Raw genomic sequence first — 20440 nt, 5'->3', positions numbered from 1 at the left:
CGGGAATCCCCATGTTAGGCGTCGGACCGGTCCAACAGGCTGGAGCAGCGCCCGAATGACGGAAGTTCTTCGCCGGTACGGTCCGGTTCTGACCGGGGTGATCCTGCTGGCGGTGGCGCTATGGCTGGCGCTGTTGGTCGTGCTGCCGCAGTTGATGATGATCGGCTTCTCCTTCCGGCCGTCGCTGCCGCCGTCGAAGCTCGGCGGGCCGGAAGATGTGTTCACGGTCAAAAACTATCTGACCCTGTGGACCAACCAGATCCATCTGACGATCTTCCTGAAGACGATCTGGGCCAGCGCGCTGGTCACCGCCACCACGCTGGCCGTCTGTTATCCGGTCGCCTTCTATCTGGCGCAGGTGGCGCCGAAGCGGCGGCTGCCGCTGCTGATCCTGATGCTGGTCGTGCCCTTCTGGATCAATGAGCTGCTGCGCACCTTCTCCTGGTACATCATCCTGGCCTTCAACGGGCCGCTGAACGCGATCCTGCTGGGGCTGGGCATCATCGACGAGCCGCGGCGCTTCCTGGGCGGCGACGGCGGGGTGATCGTCGGCATGGTGTATGTCTACATCCTGTTCATGGTCTTCCCGCTGTACAACGCCATCGAATCGCTGGACCGCAACCAGATCGAGGCGGCGCGGGATCTTGGTGCCGGCTGGCTGCGCATCCACCGCCGCATCGTCCTGCCCCATGCCAAGCCGGGCATCGCCGTCGGCTGCATCATGACCTTCATGCTGGCGGCCGGCAGCTATGCCGTGCCGGCCCTGCTGGGCGGGCCGAACAGCCGCTGGTTCACCGAGATCATCTATAACTGGTTCTTCGAAGGCGGGAACTGGAACCAGGGGGCGGCCTACGCCTTCATCCTGCTGGTGCTGTGCATCGGTTTCATCCTCGGCGCGATGCGGCTGTTCCGCGTCGGGCTGGCCGATATCGCCAAGTGAGCCATCGCCAAGTGAGCCTGCCGCCCATGGGATCGCCGACATGACCGCCGCCCGCCTCCGCCGCCTGCTGACCGGCGCCTATCTGGTGCTGTTCTTCGGCTATCTGTTCCTGCCGCTGGGCATCATGGCGGCGGCGACCTTCAACAGCAGCCGCTTTCCCACCGTGACGCCCTGGATGGGCTTCACGCTGAGCTGGTTCCAGGCATTGTGGGAGGATCAGCGCATGTGGGCAGCGCTGGGCACCAGCCTGCTGGTGGGGGCGGGGGTGATCGTGCTGGCGGTGCCGCTGGGGCTGGCGGCGGCCCTGCTGCTCGACCGGCTGCACAGCCGGGCCAAGACCTTCCTCTACGCCCTGATGGTGTCGCCGCTGCTGACGCCGGGGGTGATCGTCGGCATCTCCACCCTGGTGTTCTGGCGGGAGTGGTTCGGGATCAGCGGCGGGCTGTTCCTGACCGTGGTGGCGCAGTCCAGCTTCATCGCCGCCTATGCCATGCTGCTGTTCTCGGCAAGGCTGGAGCGGTTCGATCCGGTGCTGGAGGAGGCTGCGCTCGACCTCGGCGCCACGCATGGGCAGGTGTTCCGGCGCATCACGCTGCCCTACCTGATGCCGGCGATCCTGTCGGCGTCCCTGCTGGCCTTCCTGCAGAGCTTCGAGAACTACAACACCACGCTGTTCGTGCGCGGGCTGGACACCACCCTGACCGTCTATATCGCGACAAAGGTGCGCACCGGCCTGACCCCGGCGGTCAACGCGCTGTCGCTGGTGCTGATCGCGCTGACTATCCTGGGGGCCGTCGCCTACGAGATCCTGCGCCGGCGCGAGGCGCGCCGGCAGGCAGGTCCCGCGGAAGCCTGAGACTCAGTCCTCGTCCGCCTCGTCGGCGTCCGCCTCGATCTGGGCGGCGAGGTCGCGCAGCATGTCGATCACATCTTCGTGGCTGGTCTCGTCCACGGCGGCGTTCACCGCGGCCTCGATCATGGCGACGGCGATGTAGGGGCCGAGCGGGCCACCTTCCTTGATCGCCTCATCCAGATGCTTTTCGGCGATCGACAGCGCCTTTTCGAACAGCGCCTCGGCCGTCTGGTTGGTGGTGTCCTTGCTCATCGTCCGGTCCGTTGCGGAGGGTTGGTCCGACTCCAATAACACGCCCAATCGGCGGTTGGCGCGGGAATTCGCGGGGGCCGCCGCAAATACCGGCCGTAAACGGGCGGCCGGGCTTGCGCCACCCCCAACCATACGCCACAGTCCGGAAACGGATTGACCTATACGGCAAGGGAACAGCATGACCGGCACGCCCGACCTGACCAGCCCCGACAGCTATCGCTTCTGGTGGGAGGAGCGCGTGCGCTTCAACGACCTCGATGCGCTGGGCCATGTCAACAACAACGCCATCGGCGTCTATTTCGAACAGGCGCGCATCGCCTTGCTGCACGGGGCCGGCGGCTTCCGCGAGGACGATCCCTGGACCGTCGTTCTGGCCCGCAGCCTGATCGAATACAAGGCGGAGCTTCTGTATCCCAACACCGTTCGGATTGGCGCGCGGACCCTGCGGCTGGGCACCAGCTCGATCACGCTCGGCTGCGGCATCTTCCTGGGCGAGCGCTGCATCGCCACCCAGGAGACGGTGGCGGTGATCGTCGACAAGGCCGCCCATCGCCCGACCCCCATTCCGGAACCGTTGCGCGCCAAGCTGCTGGAGGCGTAAAGGGGGCGTAGTAGCCCCGCACCACCGGAATCCGCCATGACGCGACCCGCCAAGCGTCCCTTCGCCAAGGGACGCCAGCCCGCCCGCAAGACCTCGCTTGCACCTGCCGAAACGCGGGACCTGGAAGTGGTCATCACCGATGTCGGCGCCCGCGGTGACGGGGTGGCCTTCGCCGACGGCCTTCGTCTGTTCGTGCCCTATACGGTGGCTGGCGACCGCGTGCGCGTACGCATTGCCGACAGCGATGGCAAGGGGGAAGGCGTACGGGGAGAACCCCTTGAAGTCCTTGAGCCCGGTCCCGGACGACAGACCCCGCCCTGCCGCCATTTCGGCCGCTGCGGCGGCTGTACGCTTCAGCAGATGGACGATGCGACGTACGCAGCCTGGACCGTCGGGATGGTGCGCGGGGCGCTGGAGAGGGTCGGGCTGGGCGAGGTGCCGCTGGAGCCGCTGGCGCGTACGCCGGCCGGCGCCCGCCGCCGCGCCCGCTTTGCGGCGCTGAAGCGCGGCAAGCGCGTCTGGTTCGGCTTCAACGAGCGGCAGAGCCACCGGCTGGTCGATCTGGAGGAATGCCCGGTTCTCGCACCCCGCCTGTTCGCCCTGGTGGAGCCGCTGCGTGCTGTGCTGGCGGAGATCCTGCCGGACGGCGGCGATGCCGACGTGGTGCTGACGGATCTGGAGGGTGGGGCCGATCTGCTGCTGGTCGGCCCGCGCAGCCTCGACCGCGCCGCCCGTGAGGCTCTGGTCGCCTTCGAGCCGGAGCGCATCGCCCGCATCGCCTGGCAGCCGACCGACCGCGCGGCAGCGGAGCCGGTGGCGAACCGCCGTCCGGCCTTCATCCGTTTCGCAGGCGTTCCGATCCAGCCGCCGCCCGGCGCCTTCCTGCAGGCCAGTGCGGAGGGCGAGGCGGCTCTGGTCGCCGCGGTGCGCGAGGGGGTGGGGCAGGCGGGCCGCGTCGCCGACCTGTTCGCCGGCATCGGCACCTTTTCCATTCCGCTTGCACAACAAGCCGCGGTTCATGCGGTGGAGGGTGACGAGCCGGCGGTGGCGGCGCTTGGCCGTTCGGTGCAGGGGCTGCGGCTGACGGCGGAGCGGCGCGACCTGTTCGAGAGCCCGTTGAGCGCCAAGGACCTCAATCGTTACGATGCCGTGGTGTTCGATCCGCCGCGCGCCGGTGCGGCGGCCCAGGCGGCGGCGCTGGCCGGAAGCAGAGTTCCGCGCGTGGTGGGGGTGTCCTGCAATCCGTCGAGCTTCGCCCGCGACGCGCGGGTGCTGGTGGATGGCGGCTATCGTCTGGCGAAGGTCTGGCCGGTCGACCAGTTCCTGTGGTCGGCCCATGTGGAACTGGTGGGCCTGTTCGAGCGGTGATGAGGAGGGGAGGGGGCACCCGAAGCCCACGCTCCCCGAACACTCAATCCAGTTGCAGCACGATGGCCTTGAGATAGGCCGACTCCGGCAGATGCGGATGGACCGGGTGGTCCGGGCCGGCGCCTGCGCTGCGCAGGATGCGGCCGGTGCGGCCGGCGTCATGCAGGCCGCGGGCGACCAGTTCGGCGAAGGTCGGCGGGTCGACATTGTGGCTGCACGACCCGCAGAGCAGATAGCCGCCCGGTGCCGTGATCTTCGCGGCCAACCGCGCCATCTTACGGTAAGCGCGGCTGCCGGCCGCCAGATCCTTCTTCGACTTCACGAAGGCCGGCGGGTCGGCCACCACCACCTGGAAGGTCTCGCCGGCCGCACCCAGCCGTTCCATCTCCTGGAAGGCGTCGGCGCGGCGCGCCTCGAACCGGTCGGCGACGCCGTTGGCCTCGGCGGCGCGGGTGGCGTTCTCCAGCGCCAGGGCGGAGCGGTCGACGGCGATCGCCTGGGTGGCGCCGGCCACCGCGCACTGGATGCCGAAGCCGCCATTGTAGCTGTAGAAGTCGATGGCGCGCCCGCCCTTGGCGAGCGAGGCGATGAAGGCGCGGTTGTCGCGCTGGTCGTAGAACCAGCCGGTCTTCTGGCCGTCCAGCGGGTTGGCGAAGAAGGTCACGCCATTCTCCTCCAGCCGGATCGGGCCGTCGAGCTCGCCCTTCGCCAGCCGGGTCTCCTCGGTCAGCCCCTCCAGCGCGCGCTGGCTGCCGTCGTTGCGCAGGATGACCGCACGCGGCGCCATCACCTCGTCGACGGCGGCCAGGATGTCGTCGATCCGGTTGTCCATGAAGACGGAATTTGCCTGCACCGTCACCACGTCGTCGAAACGGTCGACGATCAGGCCGGGAAGCCCGTCGGCCTCGGCATGGACCACGCGGTAGAAGGGACGGGAGAACAGCCGCTCGCGCAGTTCCACCGCGCGGCGAAGGCGGTCGGTGATGAAGGCGTGATCCACCACGGCCGCCGGATCGCTCGACAGCCGCCGGGCGGCGATCAGCGTGTGCGGATTGAAGGTGTAGATGCCCAACGGCGTCCCGCCGGGGTCCAGAAGCCGCACCGGGCTGCCGGGCGGGACCGCCTTGGCGATGCTGTCCATCTGGACTTCGTTGGAATAGACCCAGGGATGCCCCTGCATGACGCGCCGCTGGCGGCCGGCCTGCAGGTGGATCGGCGGGTACTTCTTGACGGGTTTGGTGCCGGTGTCGCTCATGGAGCCGCATCCTAACGGCAAATTGCCGCCGCGCAACGGATCCCTGCATCGCCCGGCCGGCGGGTTCTACTCCACCTCGCGCAGTCCGCCCGTTGCGACCGGGGAGTTGTCGTTGACGACCGCCAGATCCTTGCAGAAGCGGATCGTCTCCTGCCGGTGCCCCTCGGTGCGGAAGCAGTCGGGGATCGGGTTGCGCCGGGAGTCGAGCGGGATGTAGCGGTCCGACAGGGTGGTGTGGATGGCGGCGCAGCCGAGCCGCCGGGCGAGCACCTCCATCGCCCGCAGCAGAGTCTCGGCGATGCCGGCAAGGTCGAACAGGTCCAGCACCACGAAGTTGTCGACGCTCAGCACCCGGCCGTGGCGCAGGTGAGGCTCCACCTTGTAGGAAAACAGGCCGTGCATGTAGCCCTGCACGTTCTGCACGGTGATGATTCCCGCCTCAGCGGGCAGGCGGGGGGCTTCGGCGCTGCTGCCCTTGGTTGCGGTACCCAGCAGCGCTGCGGCAAATGCGCGCCATTGGTCGACCCCCAGGCCCGGCGCGATTGCACACACCAGCGGGTAAGCCTGGTCGATCTGGCGTCGATCAAGGGGTTTCGCGATAAAACCGTCGTCCATTTCAGTCCGGCCGATTGCAAGGACACTGAACGATGGCAGGGCGGGGCCGTCAGGGTCGTTGACGTAGATCAATGTTGTTCAACCTCCCCATACACATAGTGGGGTTCATTGGAGACAGGCGCGCCCGGCGTCCCTCTTGGCATTTCCGAGTGCAACCTGTCCCGCTCCTTAACAGTACGTACCCAGTGGTGGTGCAACCCAGAAGGCGCGGCCTCACAGCCGCCCGGGGCAAACGGGAGAGATTGTATGACATCAGCGACTCTGACTTCAGGGGCCACCCTGGGCAGCCAGCGGGTGTCGGAAGACGTGCGTTACCATGAGGACGCCATCCGACTCTTCGTGATCGCTGCAGTGTTCTGGGGCGTGGTCGGTTTCCTGGCCGGCACCTTCATCGCTCTGCAGCTGGCCTTCCCGGCGCTGAATCTCGGGCTGGAGTGGACGAGCTTCGGGCGCCTGCGCCCCGTCCATACCTCGGCCGTGATTTTCGCGTTCGGCGGCAATGTGCTGTTCGCCACCTCGCTCTATTCGGTTCAACGGACTTGCCGTCAGCATCTCTTCGGGGGCGAAGGGCTGGCGAAGTTCATCTTCTGGAACTACAACGTCTTCATCGTGCTCGCGGCGCTGAGCTATGTCCTGGGCTACACCCAGGGCAAGGAATACGCCGAGCCCGAGTGGATCCTCGACCTGTACCTGACGGTCGTCTGGGTGCTCTATGCGGTCCAGTTCATCGGCACCGTGATGACGCGGCGCGAGTCGCACATCTATGTGGCGAACTGGTTCTTCATGGCGTTCATCCTGACCGTCGCGATCCTGCACATCGGCAATAACATCAACATCCCGGTGTCGCTGTTCGGCATGAAGTCCTACAGCTTCGTGTCGGGCGTGCAGAGCGCGATGGTGCAGTGGTGGTACGGCCACAACGCGGTCGGCTTCTTCCTGACCGCAGGCTTCCTGGGCATCATGTACTATTTCGTGCCCAAGCGCGCCGAGCGGCCGGTCTATTCCTACCGCCTGTCGATCGTCCACTTCTGGACCCTGATCTTCCTCTACATCTGGGCCGGTCCGCACCACCTGCACTACACCTCACTGCCGGACTGGGCGCAGACCCTGGGCATGACCTTCTCGGTCATGCTGTGGATGCCGTCCTGGGGCGGCATGATCAACGGCATCATGACCCTGTCGGGCGCCTGGGATAAGCTGCGCACCGACCCGGTCCTGCGTTTCCTGGTCACCTCGGTCGCCTTCTACGGCATGTCGACCTTCGAAGGTCCGCTGATGTCGGTGAAGCCGGTCAACGCCCTGTCGCACTACACCGACTGGACCGTCGGGCATGTGCATTCCGGCGCTCTCGGCTGGGTCGCCTTCGTCTCCTTCGGCGCGATCTACTATCTCGTGCCGGTGCTGTGGAAGCGCTCGCAGCTCTACAGCATGCGTCTGGTCAGCTACCACTTCTGGACCGCCACCGTCGGCATTGTGCTCTACATCACCGCCATGTGGGTGTCGGGCATCATGCAGGGCCTGATGTGGCGCGCCTACGACAACCTGGGCTTCCTGCAGTACTCCTTCGTGGAGACCGTCGCGGCGATGCACCCGTTCTACGTGATCCGCGCGATGGGCGGCGTCCTGTTCGTCGCCGGTGCTCTCATCATGGTCTACAACCTGTGGCGCACGGCGAAGGGCGATGTCCGCATCGAGAAGCCCTATGTCACCACCCCGCACAAGGCGGCGGTCGGCGCGGCCTGACGCTAGGGAAGGATGCGAGAAATGGCTCAGGAAAAAAAGGGATTCAGCCACGATCTGATCGAGCGGAACACGCTTCTTCTGATCGTGCTCGTGCTGATCACCGTGTCGATCGGCGGTCTGGTCCAGATCGTCCCGCTCTTCACCATCGAATCGACCATCGAGAAGGTGGAGGGGGTCCGCCCCTACTCCCCGCTCGAACTGGCCGGGCAGAACATCTACTACCGTGAAGGCTGCTACAACTGCCACAGCCAGCAGATCCGTCCGTTCCGTGACGAGGTCGAGCGTTATGGCCACTACTCGCTGGCTGCGGAGTCGATGTACGACCACCCGTTCCAGTGGGGTTCCAAGCGCACGGGTCCGGACCTGGCCCGCGTCGGCGGCAAATACTCCAACGACTGGCAGGTCGCCCATCTGGTCAACCCGCGCGCGGTGGTGCCGGAATCCATCATGCCGGGCTATGCCTGGATGAAGGACCGTCCGCTGAGCTACGGCGACATCGCCGACCACCTGAAGGCGCTGAAGATCGTCGGCGTTCCCTACACCGACGAGCAGATCGCCAACGCCAAGGCCGACCTGGAAGCGCAGAAGAACCCGGACGGCGACACCGCCGGCCTGACCAAGCGCTATCCGAAGGCCGTGGTCGCGAACTTCACCGGCAACAAGACCGTCACGGAAATGGACGCTCTGGTCGCCTACCTGCAGGTGCTGGGCACCATGGTGGACTTCACCAAGTACCAGTCGCCGAAGCAACTGCAGCAGTAATCGGGGGAGGAATCCATGGACTTGGATTCGATCACGGTGATGCTTCGGTCCTTCTGGACGGTGTGGTTGACGCTGCTGCTGACGGGCATCCTGGTTTACGCCATGTGGCCCGGCAACCGCCGCACCTTCGACGACGCCGCCCAGATCCCGCTCAAGGATGATGGTCAGGAGCTTTAGACCATGGCACAGAATTACAAGGACGAGCTGTCCGGCGTCGAGACCACCGGCCACGAGTGGGATGGACTGCGCGAACTGAACAACCCGCTGCCCAAGTGGTGGCTGTACCTCTTCTACGTCTGCATCGCCTGGTCGTTGGTGTACTACGTGTTCTACCCGGCCTGGCCGCTGGGCAAGACCTACACGAAGGGCATCCTCGGCTACTCGCAGCGTGAGGAACTCGACACCAGGATGGCGGAGGCGAAGGCCGGTCAGGCCAAGTACCTCACCGCCATCGCCGCCAAGTCGGTCGAGGAAATCCAGAAGGACAAGGATCTGCTGGGCTTCGCCATGGCCGGCGGCCGCTCCTACTTCAACGAGAACTGCGCCGCCTGCCACGGCGCCGGCGGCCAGGGTGCCAAGGGCTTCCCGACGCTGGCCGACGACGTGTGGCTGTGGGGCGGCTCCTCGGCCGACATCTACAAGACCATCCAGCACGGCATCCGTTCGGATGACGGCGACACCCGCGGCGTGCCGAACGTCGGCATGACCGCGTTCGGCAAGGACGGCATCCTTAACCGCGACCAGATCGATCAGGTCACGGATTACGTGCTGTCGCTGAACGGCAAGTCCGCCGATGCGGGCAAGGCTGCCAAGGGCAAGACCGTCTATGAGGAGAACTGCGCCGCCTGCCATGGCGACGCGGGCCAGGGCTCGGTTGCTGCCGGTCTCGACGGCATCGGCGCGCCGCCGCTTCGCCAAGCCAACTGGCTCTATGGCGGCGACAAGGCCACGCTGATGGACACGGTGACCAACGGCCGCGCCGGCATGATGCCGGCCTGGTCCAAGCGCCTGGACGACGCGACGATCAAGTCGCTGGCGGTCTACGTCCACAACCTGGGCGGCGGCAAGTAAGCCGCTCCCGATCCGGGGACAGGTTGTGAGCCGACCGGAAGGGCGTCGGGGAGTTCGCTCCCCGGCGCCCTTTTCCTATGGGGGACAGCCTGCGGACTGGCGGTTGCGTGAACTTCCTGTCATTTGATCCAGCGCAATGTACCTGCGGCAATCGGTCGCCATAGTGCCCGGACCGGCCAGCAGGATTTGCCGACCAGAAGCCGCCGACCAGTCGAAGGGCAGCCAGCGACCATGACCATCAGCACGACCACCGGAAACCGTCCCGCCGCTCCGAAGCGTGTGAAGCAGCCGCGCCAGAAGGGATGGTACATCCCCTGGATCTTCGTCGGCCTCTTCATGATCGTTCTGTCGGTGAACGCGATCATGGTCCATTTCGCCGTGTCGAGCTGGACCGGGGTGCAGACCGAGAACCACTTCATCAAGGGCATCAACTACAACAAGGATCTCGCCGGCGCCCGCGCCCAGGCCGAACGCGGCTGGCAGGTGCAGGCGGAATTCACCAGCACCGAACCTCGCAAGGCCCTGGTCGCCATCACCGCCCGCGACAAGGAGGGGCGCGTCCTGAAGGATGCCGGCGTCACCGTGTCGATGATCCGTCCGACCACCGTCGGCCACGACAAGACGCTGACCCTGCCCTATCTGGGGGAGGGCCGGTACGGCGCTCCGGTGGAGCTGGACCTGGAAGGCCAGTGGGATATGCGTTTCGTCATCACCCACTCGACCGGCGACTATCAGGACCAGAAGCGCGTCTGGGTGCAGTGACCTTTGAAGGGCCAACCGGCAAGGACCGGCTGGCCGGGATCATCGGGGTGATGTGAGATGAGCGTCTGCCTGCATTGCGGACAGGAACTGGAAGGGCAAGCCGCCGCCGATGCCGGCGCCGACGCCGCCATGACCGCCACCGACGGGGCCGGCCCCTTCTGCTGCACCGGCTGCGCCGCCGCCTACGATCTCGTCCGCGGCCTGGGGCTGGAGCGCTACTACGAGCGCCGCAGCGTCGATCCCACCGCGCGCCCGCTGCGTCCCGACGACGCCCCGACGGTGGATTACGAACCGCATGCGCGCGAGGAGTCCGACGGCAGCCGCAGCCTGCACCTGATGGTCGACGGCATGCAGTGCGCCGCCTGCGTCTGGCTGATCGAATCGGCGCTCAGCCGTCAGCCGGGTGTCGGCCATGCCCGCATGAACATGACGACGCGCCGGCTGACCGTGCGCTGGAACCCCAAGGCCACCGACGCCAACACGGTGGTCGGAACCGTCGCGCAGCTGGGCTATCGCGCCGTGCCCTTCGATCCGGACCGGCTGGGCGGCGCCCAGGCCAAGGGCGAGAAGGAGCTTCTGCGCGCCATGGCCGTGGCGGGTTTCGCCATGGGCAACGTCATGCTGCTTTCGGTGTCGGTCTGGGCCGGCCACAGCCAGGGCATGGGCGCCGCCACCCGTGACCTGATGCATTGGATCTCGGCGCTGATCTGCATGCCGGCCATCGCCTATGCGGTGCGACCCTTTGCGCGCTCGGCCCTGTCGGCGCTGCGTCATGGCCGGACCAACATGGACGTGCCGATCACCATCGGCGTCCTCCTCGCCACCGGCATGAGCCTGTTCGAGACGATCCACAGCGGCGAGCACGCCTATTTCGATGGCGCGGTGATGCTGCTGTTCTTCCTGCTGGTCGGCCGCTATCTCGACCAGCGGGCGCGCGGCCGGGCACGCTCGGCCGCGGAACAGCTGCTGGGCCTGCGCGCCAATGCCGTCACCATCCTGCGCGAGGATGGCGCCAGCGCCGTCGTTCCGCCGGAACAGGTCGTCCCCGGGACCACCATCCTGGTCGCGGCGGGCGAGCGCATTCCCGTCGACGGGCGGGTGTCCGACGGCATCTCCGACCTCGATACCGGCCTGATCACCGGCGAGACGGTGCCGGGCACCGCAAGGCCGGGCGACCAGGTCTTCGCCGGAACGCTGAACCTGACCGCCCCCCTGCGTTTGACCGTCACCGCGGTGGGAGAGGGCACGCTGCTGGCCGAGATCGTCCGGCTGATGGAGGTGGCGGAACAGGGCCGCGCCAAATATGTCGCCATCGCCGACCGGGTGTCGCGCCTCTACGCCCCGGTGGTGCATCTGGCCGCCTTGAGCACCTTCGCCGCCTGGATGCTGCTGGGCGGGGCGATGTGGCAGGACGCGCTGATGAACGCCATCGCCGTGCTGATCATCACCTGCCCCTGCGCGCTGGCGTTGGCGGTGCCGGTGGTGCAGGTGATCGCCAGCGGCCGGCTGATGCGCCAGGGCACCCTGTTGAAGAGCCCGACGGCGCTGGAACGGCTCGCCGCCATCGACACGGTGGTGTTCGACAAGACCGGAACCCTGACCGAAGGGCGCCCGGTGCCGCAGTTGGACGGGCTGGCGGCGGAGGATCTGGCGCTGGCGGCCGCGATGGCCGCAACCAGCCGTCATCCGTTGGCCCGCGCGCTGGCGTCCGCAGCGCCGCAGGTGCCGGTCGCCGCAGGCGTCCGCGAGATCGCCGGTGCCGGCCTGTCGCTGCAGACCCCTGACGGTGAGGTGCGGCTCGGTAGCCGCCGATTCACCGGCGCGCCGTTGGAGGCGGAGGACGCAGCCGGTCCGGAGCTGTGGCTCGCCCGTCCGAAGGAGGAGCCGCGGCGGATCCTGTTCCTCGACGCTCCGCGGCCGGATGCCGCCGCCGTGGTGGCGGCGCTGAAGGCCCGCGGGCTGGAGGTGCGGCTGCTGTCGGGCGACCGCAAGGGGGCGGTGGCAGCGGTGGCGGAGCGGCTGGGCATCGCCGACTGGCGGGCCGAGCAGACGCCTGCCGACAAGACCGCCGTGCTGGCCGAGTTGGCCACAGAGGGACGCACCGTTCTGATGGTGGGCGATGGGCTGAACGATGCGCCGGCGCTGGCGGCGGCGGCAGTGTCGATGTCGCCCTCCACCGCGGTGGATGTCAGCCAGACCACGGCGGACGTGGTGTTTCAGGGCCGTCTGTTGCGCCCGATCGTCGAGACTGTCGAGGTTTCCCGCCGGTCCGGCCGTCTGGTCCGGCAGAATTTCGGCATCGCGCTGGTGTATAACCTTTGCGCTGTGCCTCTCGCGATGGGCGGAATGCTGACGCCGCTGCTGGCGGCGCTGGCCATGTCGTCGTCGTCGCTGATCGTCATTCTCAACGCGCTGCGGCTGGCCCGCGGTGCCGTCGTCAAGGATGTACCCGTCCAGGATATGGCTGTGCGGGATCTGCCGGGTAAGGATTCGGGTGATGGACGAGCTTCTCTATCTGATCGCGATCGCGCTCAGCCTGGGCGGTCTGGGGCTGACGGCCTTTCTGTGGGCGCTGAAGTCCGGCCAGTTTGACGATCTCGACGGCGCGGCGCACCGCGTCCTGTTCGACGACGACCTGCCGGCGGCTCCGCGGGCCGGGACCGAACCGGCCACCCCGGAGGCTGTCCGGCGGCAATAGTGCCAAAGCCTGTATGGGCAAAGAAAAGGTTGTATGCGTGCGAGGTTGCGATTCTCAGCGATTGCCACCAATATGAGCCCATGCGGAATGACAGGCTGGGTTCGTCCATGCCACCTTTTGATAATGTTCGCGCTCGGGAAAAGAGCGCTGCGACGGAAATGAATCCCTGCGGGGCTTGTCCCGTGCGCAGCCTGACGGTATGCGCCGCGTTGGAGCCGGAGGAACTGCGCCGTCTTGCCGACATTCTGCAGAATGTGCGCATCGATTCCGGCCATACCCTGTTTGCCGAAGGAGACGCGGCCGACGCGCTCTACAACGTCACCTCCGGTACGGTGAAGCTGTACAAGCTGCTGCCGGACGGGCGCCGCCAGATCACCGGATTCCTGGTGACCGGCGACTTCCTGGGGCTGGCCGTCAACGACAGCTATGCCTACACCGCGGAAACCGTCACCAGCGCCTCGCTTTGCCGCTTCCCGCGCAAGAAGATCGACGCGCTGCTGGAGGAGTTCCCCAAGATGCAGCGGCGCCTGTTCTCCATGGCGTCGAACGAGCTGGCCGCCGCGCAGGATCAGATGCTCTTGTTGGGCCGCAAGACGGCGAAGGAGAAGATCTGTTCCTTCCTGCTGATGCTGTCCCAGCGGGCCGCCCGCCGCGGCCACAAGGAAAACCCCGTCTTCGTGCCGATGAGCCGTGCCGACATCGCCGATTATCTGGGGCTGACCACCGAGACTGTCAGCCGCACCTTCACCCAGTTGAAGACCGCGGGCGTCATCTCGCTGCAGGAAGGCAACAAGGTCCTGATCGCCGACATCGATGCGATGTACGATCTGGCCGAAGGGGCGTGACGCAGGCCGTCACGCCTTGGTTTCCGAACCACATTGCGTCTTCCTAAATTGCCGTCCTATCCGGTGTGGCGGTGATCGTCGCCGGAATACGGCTGCCCTCAGCCCCGACCGATCGGCCGCAATTCGAACTGCAGCCAGACCAGCATCGACACCACCAGGATCGCGCCGGCCTGATGGGCGGCGGCGACGGGGAGCCACACCACCGTCAGCAGGGTGACGATGCCCAGCGCAATCTGCAGCAGGATCATGGCGGCCGACGCCAATGCCGCGCGGCTGGCGCGGCCCGGCAGGCGGGCGCTCAGGACGCGGGCGGCCAACGCAAGGACCGCAAGTCCGGTCAGGATCGCCAGAACACGGTGGATGAGTTGGATCGCCGCGGTGTTCTCGAACGGGTTGAGCCACCAGGGGGTCAGCGTGTTCACCTCCGGCGGAATCCAGTGGCCGGCCATCAGCGGGAAACTGTTGTAGGCGAGGCCGGCATCCGAGCCGGCGACGAAGGCGCCCCAGACGATGGTGACGGCGACCAGCCCCAGCGCCCAGCCGGTATGGCGGCGCAAGGATGCCGCCTCCGGACGCCACCCCGCCAGCGGCAGCGGGTCGAGCAACCCCAGAGCGGTGCGCAGCAGCAGGGCGTAGATCAGGATCGCGGTGCCGAGATGCAGGGCAAGGCGATAGTGGCTGACGTTCGGCGCGTCGACCAGCCCGCTCTTCACCATGAACCAGCCGATGCCGCCCTGAAGCCCGCCCAGCAGGAACAGACCGGCCAGCTTCGGCCACAGTTCGGGCGAGATGCGGCCCTGCATCCAGAAGCGCAGGAAGGGGATGAGGAAGACGAAGCCGATCAGCTGGCCCCACAGCCGGTGGAACCACTCCCACCAGAAGATCGACTGGAAACCCGCCAAGTCCATGTGGCTGTTGTAGATGCGGAATTCGGGTGTCTGTTTGTAAAGGTCGAAGACCCGATTCCATTCCGTTTCGGACAAGGGCGGCAGGATGCCGATCAGCGGTTTCCATTCCACCATCGACAGGCCCGATTCGGTCAGCCGGGTGATGGCGCCGATCACGGCCATGGCCAGCACCATGGCGGCACAGACCAGAAGCCACACGGCAATCGGCCGATTGGGGTTCGGGCGGGCTGAGGAGGCGAGGCTGTCGGAGGCAAAGGCGGTCACGGCGGTATTCCGGAGCACGGCGGTGGGATGTTCGCCAATGTGGTGCGAACATCCCGCTCCGTCAAACGCCTCTTGCCTCCTTGTGGGGCGGGCGGTGCCCGATCAGGCGGTGCCGTCGGCCGTGCCGACGCCGCCCTGGGCCTGGACGGTCTGGCCCTGGAACAGCGCCGACTCCGCCGCACGTCGGGCGACGAGGCCCGGCAGCTGTGTCTTCTTACCGTTCACCGTGGCATAGACCCAGCGGCCAAACTGGTCTGCGGCTCCGGCATAGTCGCCAGCGTTCAGCAGCTTCAGCAGGGTCGAGCTCTGCAGGCTGCCGGCCCCCAGATTGAAGACGAAGGAAGACAAGGCGCCGCGCTGGTCGTCGTTGACCGGCACCTTCACCAATGCATCGACATGACCTGCGGCGTCGGTCAGGTCGGAGGAGAGGAAGCTGTCGGCCTGATCGGCAGTGATGGTCTGCCCCATCTTCACCCCGGCGGTGTGGCCGTATCCGATGGTGGGAACGCCCGCCGGGCAGAGGTAGGCTTTGAGATACAGACCTTCGAAATGCTTCACGAGATCGACCGCGGCTTGGCAAACCGGCATGGTGGTCATGTCTGGAAACTCCCGCTTTGCGCGACGGATGGAATGACTCCGCCCTTAAGTGGGAATGATACTAGGCGACATGCCCGTGTAACGGGAAGGATAGAAATCAAATTGTCGCGAATGCGCGGGGTTCAGGATGTGAGGATCAGGGCGCCAGAGTGTGCGCTGCGCCGAACAGCACGAACAGGCCGAACAGAAGCGCGAACAGTCCGGCGATGGTTGTGCATTCCAGCAGCGCCTCCACCAGCCTGCCCTCGCGATCCTGCCAAGCCGCAGGCCTGCAAGCCGGTTGTCCAACGGCGGCATCGGCATCGGTGCAACTTGCCGCCTCGTCCGTCACCTCGCCGGACATGCTGCCCGCAGCGTCGTGATTGCTCCAGCCTTCGATCCGGGACTTCGCCCTGCGCTCCGCCATCATCGCGCCCTCCGCAATCTCCGTCCCCGGAATTCGCTAAAATTTTAGTGATCCGGGCGGCGGGGCGCTGTGACGGCAATCACAGGGTCGCGGAAGGCGTGATGTTGGGGCTGACGCGGGAATGCGGAAGGGAGTCAGTGAATGAGGAAATCCGCGGAGGCGTGGCGCAATTCGCCGGGGGTGATCAGGGTCTGGCTCGCCAGCCGGACCGAATGCAGCTTGCCATCGAGATTGCGCTGCCAGAAATCGAGGAAGCGGCGCAGGACCGGGTAATCCGGCGCCTGATCCAGGTCCTGCCACAGGTAGCTCTGCAGAAGTCCGGGATGGTCCGGCATATGATAGAGGATCTCGGCTGTGGTCAGGCGGAAATCGCGGAGCTGAAGGATGAGATTGGCCATGCGCGGTCTCCCATGTGGTCGGCTGATCGGTCGGTGATGGGCGATGTCCGGTTCCTCTGATGCGGGTCCGGCAGCGGCAGGCCGGCACCGGGAAGGTCAGGGCCCTCTGTGACCCTTTTAAGAAATCTTGCCCGGCCACGGGTTCTGGCACAATACAAAAAATTGTTTTTCATCAACATGTTAGCAGCATAATGGCGTGAGTGCTGCCGGTATCTGCGCCAAAATCCGAAACGAGCCCCTTGAATCCCCAAACCGCTTCGATTAGCTGTCTGGCACTCGCCGGGATGGAGTGCTAACAGCCGCCGCCCGCGCCAATTTTCGTCAGTCAGAACCAAGCCTTGATCCAAGGAGGCATTCCATGAAGTTCCGCCCGCTGCACGACCGCGTCGTCGTCAAGCGTCTGGAGTCCGACACCAAGACCAAGGGTGGGATCATCATCCCCGACACGGCCAAGGAAAAGCCGCAGGAAGGCGAGATCATCGCCGTCGGCCCGGGCGCCCGTGACGAGTCGGGCAAGGTCGTGGCGCTGGACGTCAAGGCCGGCGACCGCATCCTGTTCGGCAAGTGGTCGGGCACCGAAGTGAAGATCGAAGGCGTCGATTACCTGATCATGAAGGAATCGGACATCATGGGCGTCATCGAGGCCTGAGTCCTCCGCCCGTATCCTTCGAAATTTGCAAGTTAAAGGAATCGAGACATGGCTGCCAAAGACGTCAAGTTCGGCCCCTCCGCGCGCGAAAAGCTGCTGCGTGGCGTTGACATCCTCGCCGACGCCGTGAAGGTCACGCTGGGCCCGAAGGGCCGCAACGTCGTGATCGAGAAGTCCTTCGGCGCTCCGCGCATCACCAAGGACGGTGTGTCGGTCGCCAAGGAAATCGAGCTTGCCGACAAGTTCGAGAACATGGGCGCCCAGATGGTCCGCGAGGTCGCCTCGAAGACCAACGATCTGGCCGGTGACGGCACCACCACCGCCACCGTCCTGGCCCAGGCCATCGTCCGCGAAGGCGTGACGAAGGTCGCCGCCGGCCTGAACCCGATGGACCTGAAGCGCGGCATCGATCTGGCGGTCTCCACCGTCGTCGCCGACATCCAGGCCCGCGCCAAGAAGGTCACGACCAACGACGAGATCGCCCAGGTCGGCACCATCTCCGCCAACGGCGAAGCCGAGATCGGCAAGATGATCGCCCAGGCGATGGAGCGCGTCGGCAACGAGGGCGTCATCACGGTGGAAGAGGCCAAGAGCCTGGACACCGAGCTGGACGTCGTCGAAGGCATGCAGTTCGACCGCGGCTACCTGTCGCCGTACTTCGTGACCAACGCCGACAAGATGGTCGCGGACCTCGAGAACCCGTACATCCTGCTGCACGAGAAGAAGCTGTCGGGCCTGCAGCCGCTGCTGCCGGTTCTGGAAGCCGTCGTCCAGTCCTCGCGTCCGCTGCTGATCATCGCCGAGGACATCGAGGGCGAGGCGCTGGCCACCCTGGTGGTCAACAAGCTGCGCGGCGGCCTGAAGATCGCCGCCGTCAAGGCTCCGGGCTTCGGCGACCGCCGCAAGGCGATGCTGGAGGACATGGCCATCCTGACCGGCGGCCAGGTCATCTCCGAAGACCTCGGCATCAAGCTCGAGAACGTCACGCTCGACATGCTGGGCACCGCCAAGAAGGTGGTGATCTCCAAGGAGACCACCACCATCGTCGACGGCGCCGGCGACAAGGCCGACATCGAAGCCCGTTGCGGCCAGATCCGCGCCCAGGCCGAGGAGACCACCTCGGACTACGACCGCGAGAAGCTGCAGGAGCGTCTGGCCAAGCTGGCCGGTGGTGTCGCCGTCATCCGCGTCGGCGGTGCGACCGAGGTCGAGGTGAAGGAGCGCAAGGATCGCGTTGACGACGCGATGCACGCCACCCGCGCCGCGGTGGAAGAGGGTGTGGTCGCCGGCGGCGGCACCGCCCTGCTGTACGCCAGCAAGGCCCTGGACAAGCTGACCCCGGTCAACGACGAGCAGCGCGTCGGCATCGACATCATCCGTCGCGCCCTGCAGGCTCCGGTCCGTCAGATCGCCTACAACGCCGGCACCGACGGTTCGATCGTCGTCGGCAAGCTGCTGGACCAGACCGACACCAACTTCGGCTACGACGCCCAGAAGGGTGAGTTCACCGATCTGGTCGCCGCCGGCATCATCGACCCGGTGAAGGTGGTTCGCACCGCCCTGCAGGATGCGGCCTCGATCGCCGGCCTGCTGATCACCACCGAGGCGATGATCGCCGAGAAGCCGGAGAAGAAGGCTGCTCCGGGCGGCATGCCGGGCGGCATGGGCGGCATGGACGACATGGGCTTCTAATAGCCCATCGTCTGACCGTCCTTCGGTTCGGAAAGGGGCGCCTCCGCAAGGGGGCGTCCCTTTTCTTTTGGGGCTTGGGGTATTCCGGAATGCTCCGGATATGGTCCGCCTGTACCTGGGCAGGTTGCAGCTGCCCTCCGCCATCCTGAAATGTCAAGGTGAACTCCGCCTTGCTTTGGCGCCGGCGCCTCCCAATAATCCGCCCCTCCCGCCGGGCGCCCCAATGGGGGGCGCCGGATTGTGAATTCCGTATTTTTCAACGAGGGCCTGTTCCATGCGCTCCTTCGAGGGCCAGCATTCCGACAACGTCGCCATCAAGCGCACCCGCGAGCAGAAGCAGCGTCAGCTGGTTCAGCTCAAGGAGCAGCTGGCGACGCTGAAAGCCCACGCGGCCCCCGCCATCCGTGAAGCGCTGGTCAAGCGCATCGCCGAACTCGACGCCGAACTGCGCCAGCCTGCCAAGCCGCCCCGCGAGGGCCGCGAGGGCCGCGAGGACGCGCCGCGTCCCCCCCGCCGCGAAGCGCGGCCCAGCGTCTTCCGCGCTGAAGACGGCGGCGACCGCAGCGCGGCGCTGTCCGCATCCAGCGTCTTCGCCTCGCCCCGCCGCCGCAGCTGAGGACGGACAGCGCCATGCCTGCCGACCGCACCGCTCCTCTCAAGGGATCCCGTCTCGCCGATCAGGCCTGGCTGCTGATGATGCTGCCGCCCCTGTTCTGGGCGGGCAACGCGGTCCTGGGGCGTGCGGTCGCCGGGGCCGTGCCGCCCATCGGGTTGGCCTTCTGGCGCTGGTGCCTGGGCATGCTGATCGTGCTGCCCTTCGCCTGGCCGCACCTGCGCCACGACATCACGCCGATCCTGGCGCGGTGGAAGAGTGTGCTGCTGCTGGGCACTCTGGGCATCGGCATCTACAACACCTTTCAATACATCGCGCTGAACACGACGACCGCGCTGAACTGCGTGATGCTGCAGTCGTCGATGCCCGTGATGATCGTCCTGATGAGCCTCGTCCTGTTCCGCGACCGGATCGGGGCGATGCAGGGGGTGGGAATCGCGGTCTCGCTGGTCGGTGCGATGACTCTGATCTCCCACGGCGACCCTGCGACGCTGTTGGGGCTGGAACTGAACGCGGGCGATGTCTGGATGCTGGCGGCGGTGGTGATCTATGCCGCCTACACCACGCTGCTGCGCCGCCGTCCGGCGATCCATGGCCTCAGCTTCGTCGTCGTCACCTTCGCCATCGGTGCGGTGGAACTTCTGCCCTTCTATCTCTGGGAAAGCCTGAGCGGGCATCCGATGCAGGCGAGCGGCATCACGCTGCTGGCGGTCGGCTATACCGTGCTGTTCCCGTCCATCGCCGCCTATCTCTGCTTCAACCGGGCGGTGGAGCTGCTCGGCCCGAACACGGCCGGCCTTGCCATCCATCTGGTGCCCGTCTTCGGCAGCCTGCTGGCCATTCTGTTCCTGGGAGAGCAGCCGCATCTCTATCATGGGATCGGCATCGCCCTGATCGCCGCCGGCATTGTCCTGGCGACCCGCCGCCGCGCCTGAGGCTGCCGGATTGTTTCCTGCTGTGGAAATTATCATCGTTCAGTGTTGAAACGATGTTGTTTGAGAGTTGTTCTCGCTCGCAAGGCAGCATCGGTCCGGCAATATTCTTGAGTCGGTTCTTCTGATTGCCTGGATTATCGCGAGGATACTCTCGAAACTCGCCGTTCGGTATTGCGGTGTGTGGTGGGATAGCGTGCGGATTGGGCGTGGTGA

23 protein-coding genes are annotated in these 20440 nt (G+C 66.2%); 16 read left to right on the top strand and 7 right to left on the bottom strand.

From position 1 onward, the window contains the following. Positions 1-55: 55 nt before the first annotated feature. Both A6A40_RS10850 and A6A40_RS10845 read left to right on the top strand, forming a co-directional pair. A complete protein-coding gene (locus A6A40_RS10850; RefSeq protein ID WP_063635411.1) occupies positions 56-940 on the top strand; it encodes an ABC transporter permease in 885 nt (294 codons plus the stop codon). Positions 941-980: 40 nt separating this feature from the next. Continuing rightward, the gene (locus A6A40_RS10845; RefSeq protein ID WP_063635410.1) at positions 981-1796 is read left to right on the top strand and encodes an ABC transporter permease; all 816 of its coding nucleotides are present in this window, start codon (positions 981-983) and stop codon (positions 1794-1796) included. A gap of 3 nt (positions 1797-1799) precedes the next feature. On the opposite strand, the gene A6A40_RS10840 is transcribed toward A6A40_RS10845, so the two are convergent. Continuing rightward, a complete protein-coding gene (locus A6A40_RS10840) occupies positions 1800-2045 on the bottom strand; it encodes a hypothetical protein (RefSeq protein WP_042442341.1) in 246 nt (81 codons plus the stop codon). Between the two features lie 178 nt (positions 2046-2223). Here A6A40_RS10840 and A6A40_RS10835 point away from each other — a divergent pair, with 178 nt between their 5' ends. Together A6A40_RS10835 and A6A40_RS10830 are read left to right on the top strand one after the other, a co-directional pair. After that, a complete protein-coding gene (locus A6A40_RS10835; protein WP_063635409.1) occupies positions 2224-2646 on the top strand; it encodes an acyl-CoA thioesterase in 423 nt (140 codons plus the stop codon). A gap of 36 nt (positions 2647-2682) precedes the next feature. Beyond that, a complete protein-coding gene (locus A6A40_RS10830) occupies positions 2683-4014 on the top strand; it encodes a class I SAM-dependent RNA methyltransferase (protein WP_063635408.1) in 1332 nt (443 codons plus the stop codon). Between the two features lie 43 nt (positions 4015-4057). Here the strand turns inward: A6A40_RS10830 and A6A40_RS10825 are convergent, their stop codons facing one another. Both A6A40_RS10825 and A6A40_RS10820 read right to left on the bottom strand, forming a co-directional pair. Then, positions 4058-5269, bottom strand: a complete 1212-nt coding sequence (locus A6A40_RS10825; protein WP_063635407.1) for a class I SAM-dependent rRNA methyltransferase — start codon at positions 5267-5269, stop codon at positions 4058-4060. Between the two features lie 66 nt (positions 5270-5335). Continuing rightward, positions 5336-5821: a hypothetical protein gene (locus A6A40_RS10820; RefSeq protein WP_236783638.1), complete on the bottom strand. Its 486-nt coding sequence runs from the start codon at positions 5819-5821 to the stop codon at positions 5336-5338. Positions 5822-6130: 309 nt separating this feature from the next. Here A6A40_RS10820 and ccoN point away from each other — a divergent pair, with 309 nt between their 5' ends. The 8 genes from ccoN (at position 6131) to A6A40_RS10780 (ending at position 13765) form a co-directional block, all read left to right on the top strand. Next, on the top strand, positions 6131-7627 hold the full coding sequence (gene ccoN, locus A6A40_RS10815) for a cytochrome-c oxidase, cbb3-type subunit I (protein WP_063635405.1): 1497 nt from the start codon (positions 6131-6133) through the stop codon (positions 7625-7627). Positions 7628-7648: 21 nt separating this feature from the next. Next, positions 7649-8389: a cytochrome-c oxidase, cbb3-type subunit II gene (ccoO, locus tag A6A40_RS10810; protein WP_063635404.1), complete on the top strand. Its 741-nt coding sequence runs from the start codon at positions 7649-7651 to the stop codon at positions 8387-8389. 15 nt (positions 8390-8404) lie between these two features. After that, entirely contained in the window at positions 8405-8566 is a 162-nt protein-coding gene (locus tag A6A40_RS10805) for a cbb3-type cytochrome c oxidase subunit 3 (RefSeq protein WP_014248870.1), read from the top strand. A gap of 3 nt (positions 8567-8569) precedes the next feature. After that, complete coding sequence (gene ccoP / locus A6A40_RS10800) at positions 8570-9460, top strand: cytochrome-c oxidase, cbb3-type subunit III (protein WP_063635403.1); 891 nt, start codon at positions 8570-8572, stop codon at positions 9458-9460. 231 nt (positions 9461-9691) lie between these two features. Then, entirely contained in the window at positions 9692-10222 is a 531-nt protein-coding gene (locus A6A40_RS10795; RefSeq protein ID WP_063635402.1) for a FixH family protein, read from the top strand. Positions 10223-10279: 57 nt separating this feature from the next. Continuing rightward, positions 10280-12814: a heavy metal translocating P-type ATPase metal-binding domain-containing protein gene (locus A6A40_RS10790; protein WP_063635401.1), complete on the top strand. Its 2535-nt coding sequence runs from the start codon at positions 10280-10282 to the stop codon at positions 12812-12814. Further along, positions 12720-12920 carry a cbb3-type cytochrome oxidase assembly protein CcoS gene (ccoS, locus tag A6A40_RS31275; protein ID WP_063635400.1) on the top strand — a complete coding sequence of 67 codons (201 nt, stop codon included), beginning with the start codon at positions 12720-12722 and terminating at the stop codon, positions 12918-12920. Before A6A40_RS10790 ends, ccoS begins: the two co-directional genes overlap by 95 nt. A 182-nt stretch (positions 12921-13102) precedes the next feature. Beyond that, positions 13103-13765 carry a Crp/Fnr family transcriptional regulator gene (locus A6A40_RS10780; RefSeq protein WP_236783637.1) on the top strand — a complete coding sequence of 221 codons (663 nt, stop codon included), beginning with the start codon at positions 13103-13105 and terminating at the stop codon, positions 13763-13765. A 98-nt stretch (positions 13766-13863) separates the two neighbouring features. Here A6A40_RS10780 and A6A40_RS10775 read toward each other — a convergent pair whose 3' ends face one another. The 4 genes from A6A40_RS10775 to A6A40_RS10760 all read right to left on the bottom strand — a co-directional run bounded on the left by A6A40_RS10775 (position 13864) and on the right by A6A40_RS10760 (position 16338). Beyond that, positions 13864-14937, bottom strand: a complete 1074-nt coding sequence (locus A6A40_RS10775) for a COX15/CtaA family protein (protein WP_063635398.1) — start codon at positions 14935-14937, stop codon at positions 13864-13866. 102 nt (positions 14938-15039) lie between these two features. Further along, positions 15040-15534, bottom strand: coding sequence for a lysozyme (locus A6A40_RS10770; protein ID WP_063635397.1), 495 nt, complete (start codon positions 15532-15534; stop codon positions 15040-15042). Positions 15535-15670: 136 nt separating this feature from the next. Next, positions 15671-15943, bottom strand: coding sequence for a hypothetical protein (locus tag A6A40_RS10765; RefSeq protein ID WP_063635396.1), 273 nt, complete (start codon positions 15941-15943; stop codon positions 15671-15673). Positions 15944-16074: 131 nt separating this feature from the next. Next, on the bottom strand, positions 16075-16338 hold the full coding sequence (locus A6A40_RS10760) for an usg protein (RefSeq protein WP_063635395.1): 264 nt from the start codon (positions 16336-16338) through the stop codon (positions 16075-16077). A gap of 358 nt (positions 16339-16696) precedes the next feature. On the opposite strand from A6A40_RS10760, the gene groES reads away from it, so the two are divergent. From groES to A6A40_RS10740, 4 genes are all read left to right on the top strand, one after another. After that, the gene (groES, locus tag A6A40_RS10755) at positions 16697-16987 is read left to right on the top strand and encodes a co-chaperone GroES (protein WP_042702035.1); all 291 of its coding nucleotides are present in this window, start codon (positions 16697-16699) and stop codon (positions 16985-16987) included. A 48-nt stretch (positions 16988-17035) separates the two neighbouring features. Beyond that, on the top strand, positions 17036-18679 hold the full coding sequence (groL, locus tag A6A40_RS10750; protein WP_063635394.1) for a chaperonin GroEL: 1644 nt from the start codon (positions 17036-17038) through the stop codon (positions 18677-18679). Positions 18680-18953: 274 nt separating this feature from the next. Beyond that, positions 18954-19295, top strand: coding sequence for a hypothetical protein (locus tag A6A40_RS10745; RefSeq protein ID WP_063635393.1), 342 nt, complete (start codon positions 18954-18956; stop codon positions 19293-19295). A gap of 14 nt (positions 19296-19309) precedes the next feature. Next, positions 19310-20227: a DMT family transporter gene (locus A6A40_RS10740; RefSeq protein WP_063635392.1), complete on the top strand. Its 918-nt coding sequence runs from the start codon at positions 19310-19312 to the stop codon at positions 20225-20227. Positions 20228-20440: the final 213 nt, after the last annotated feature.

Origin of the sequence: Azospirillum humicireducens, from assembly GCF_001639105.2 — a bacterium.
Taxonomy (GTDB): domain Bacteria; phylum Pseudomonadota; class Alphaproteobacteria; order Azospirillales; family Azospirillaceae; genus Azospirillum; species Azospirillum humicireducens.
This window is presented reverse-complemented; position numbering and strand designations above follow the sequence as displayed.

Bases quoted from the DNA above. Each gene is read 5' to 3' on its own strand.
- A6A40_RS10850 (WP_063635411.1), top strand. From the start codon at position 56: ATGACGGAAGTTCTTCGCCGGTACGGTCCGGTTCTGACCGGGGTGATC.
- A6A40_RS10845 (WP_063635410.1), top strand. From the start codon at position 981: ATGACCGCCGCCCGCCTCCGCCGCCTGCTGACCGGCGCCTATCTGGTG.
- A6A40_RS10840 (WP_042442341.1), bottom strand. From the start codon at position 2,045: ATGAGCAAGGACACCACCAACCAGACGGCCGAGGCGCTGTTCGAAAAG.
- A6A40_RS10835 (WP_063635409.1), top strand. From the start codon at position 2,224: ATGACCGGCACGCCCGACCTGACCAGCCCCGACAGCTATCGCTTCTGG.
- A6A40_RS10830 (WP_063635408.1), top strand. From the start codon at position 2,683: ATGACGCGACCCGCCAAGCGTCCCTTCGCCAAGGGACGCCAGCCCGCC.
- A6A40_RS10825 (WP_063635407.1), bottom strand. From the start codon at position 5,269: ATGAGCGACACCGGCACCAAACCCGTCAAGAAGTACCCGCCGATCCAC.
- ccoN (WP_063635405.1), top strand. From the start codon at position 6,131: ATGACATCAGCGACTCTGACTTCAGGGGCCACCCTGGGCAGCCAGCGG.
- ccoO (WP_063635404.1), top strand. From the start codon at position 7,649: ATGGCTCAGGAAAAAAAGGGATTCAGCCACGATCTGATCGAGCGGAAC.
- A6A40_RS10805 (WP_014248870.1), top strand. From the start codon at position 8,405: ATGGACTTGGATTCGATCACGGTGATGCTTCGGTCCTTCTGGACGGTG.
- ccoP (WP_063635403.1), top strand. From the start codon at position 8,570: ATGGCACAGAATTACAAGGACGAGCTGTCCGGCGTCGAGACCACCGGC.
- A6A40_RS10795 (WP_063635402.1), top strand. From the start codon at position 9,692: ATGACCATCAGCACGACCACCGGAAACCGTCCCGCCGCTCCGAAGCGT.
- A6A40_RS10790 (WP_063635401.1), top strand. From the start codon at position 10,280: ATGAGCGTCTGCCTGCATTGCGGACAGGAACTGGAAGGGCAAGCCGCC.
- ccoS (WP_063635400.1), top strand. From the start codon at position 12,720: ATGGACGAGCTTCTCTATCTGATCGCGATCGCGCTCAGCCTGGGCGGT.
- A6A40_RS10770 (WP_063635397.1), bottom strand. From the start codon at position 15,534: ATGACCACCATGCCGGTTTGCCAAGCCGCGGTCGATCTCGTGAAGCAT.
- A6A40_RS10765 (WP_063635396.1), bottom strand. From the start codon at position 15,943: ATGATGGCGGAGCGCAGGGCGAAGTCCCGGATCGAAGGCTGGAGCAAT.
- A6A40_RS10760 (WP_063635395.1), bottom strand. From the start codon at position 16,338: ATGGCCAATCTCATCCTTCAGCTCCGCGATTTCCGCCTGACCACAGCC.
- groES (WP_042702035.1), top strand. From the start codon at position 16,697: ATGAAGTTCCGCCCGCTGCACGACCGCGTCGTCGTCAAGCGTCTGGAG.
- groL (WP_063635394.1), top strand. From the start codon at position 17,036: ATGGCTGCCAAAGACGTCAAGTTCGGCCCCTCCGCGCGCGAAAAGCTG.
- A6A40_RS10745 (WP_063635393.1), top strand. From the start codon at position 18,954: ATGCGCTCCTTCGAGGGCCAGCATTCCGACAACGTCGCCATCAAGCGC.
- A6A40_RS10740 (WP_063635392.1), top strand. From the start codon at position 19,310: ATGCCTGCCGACCGCACCGCTCCTCTCAAGGGATCCCGTCTCGCCGAT.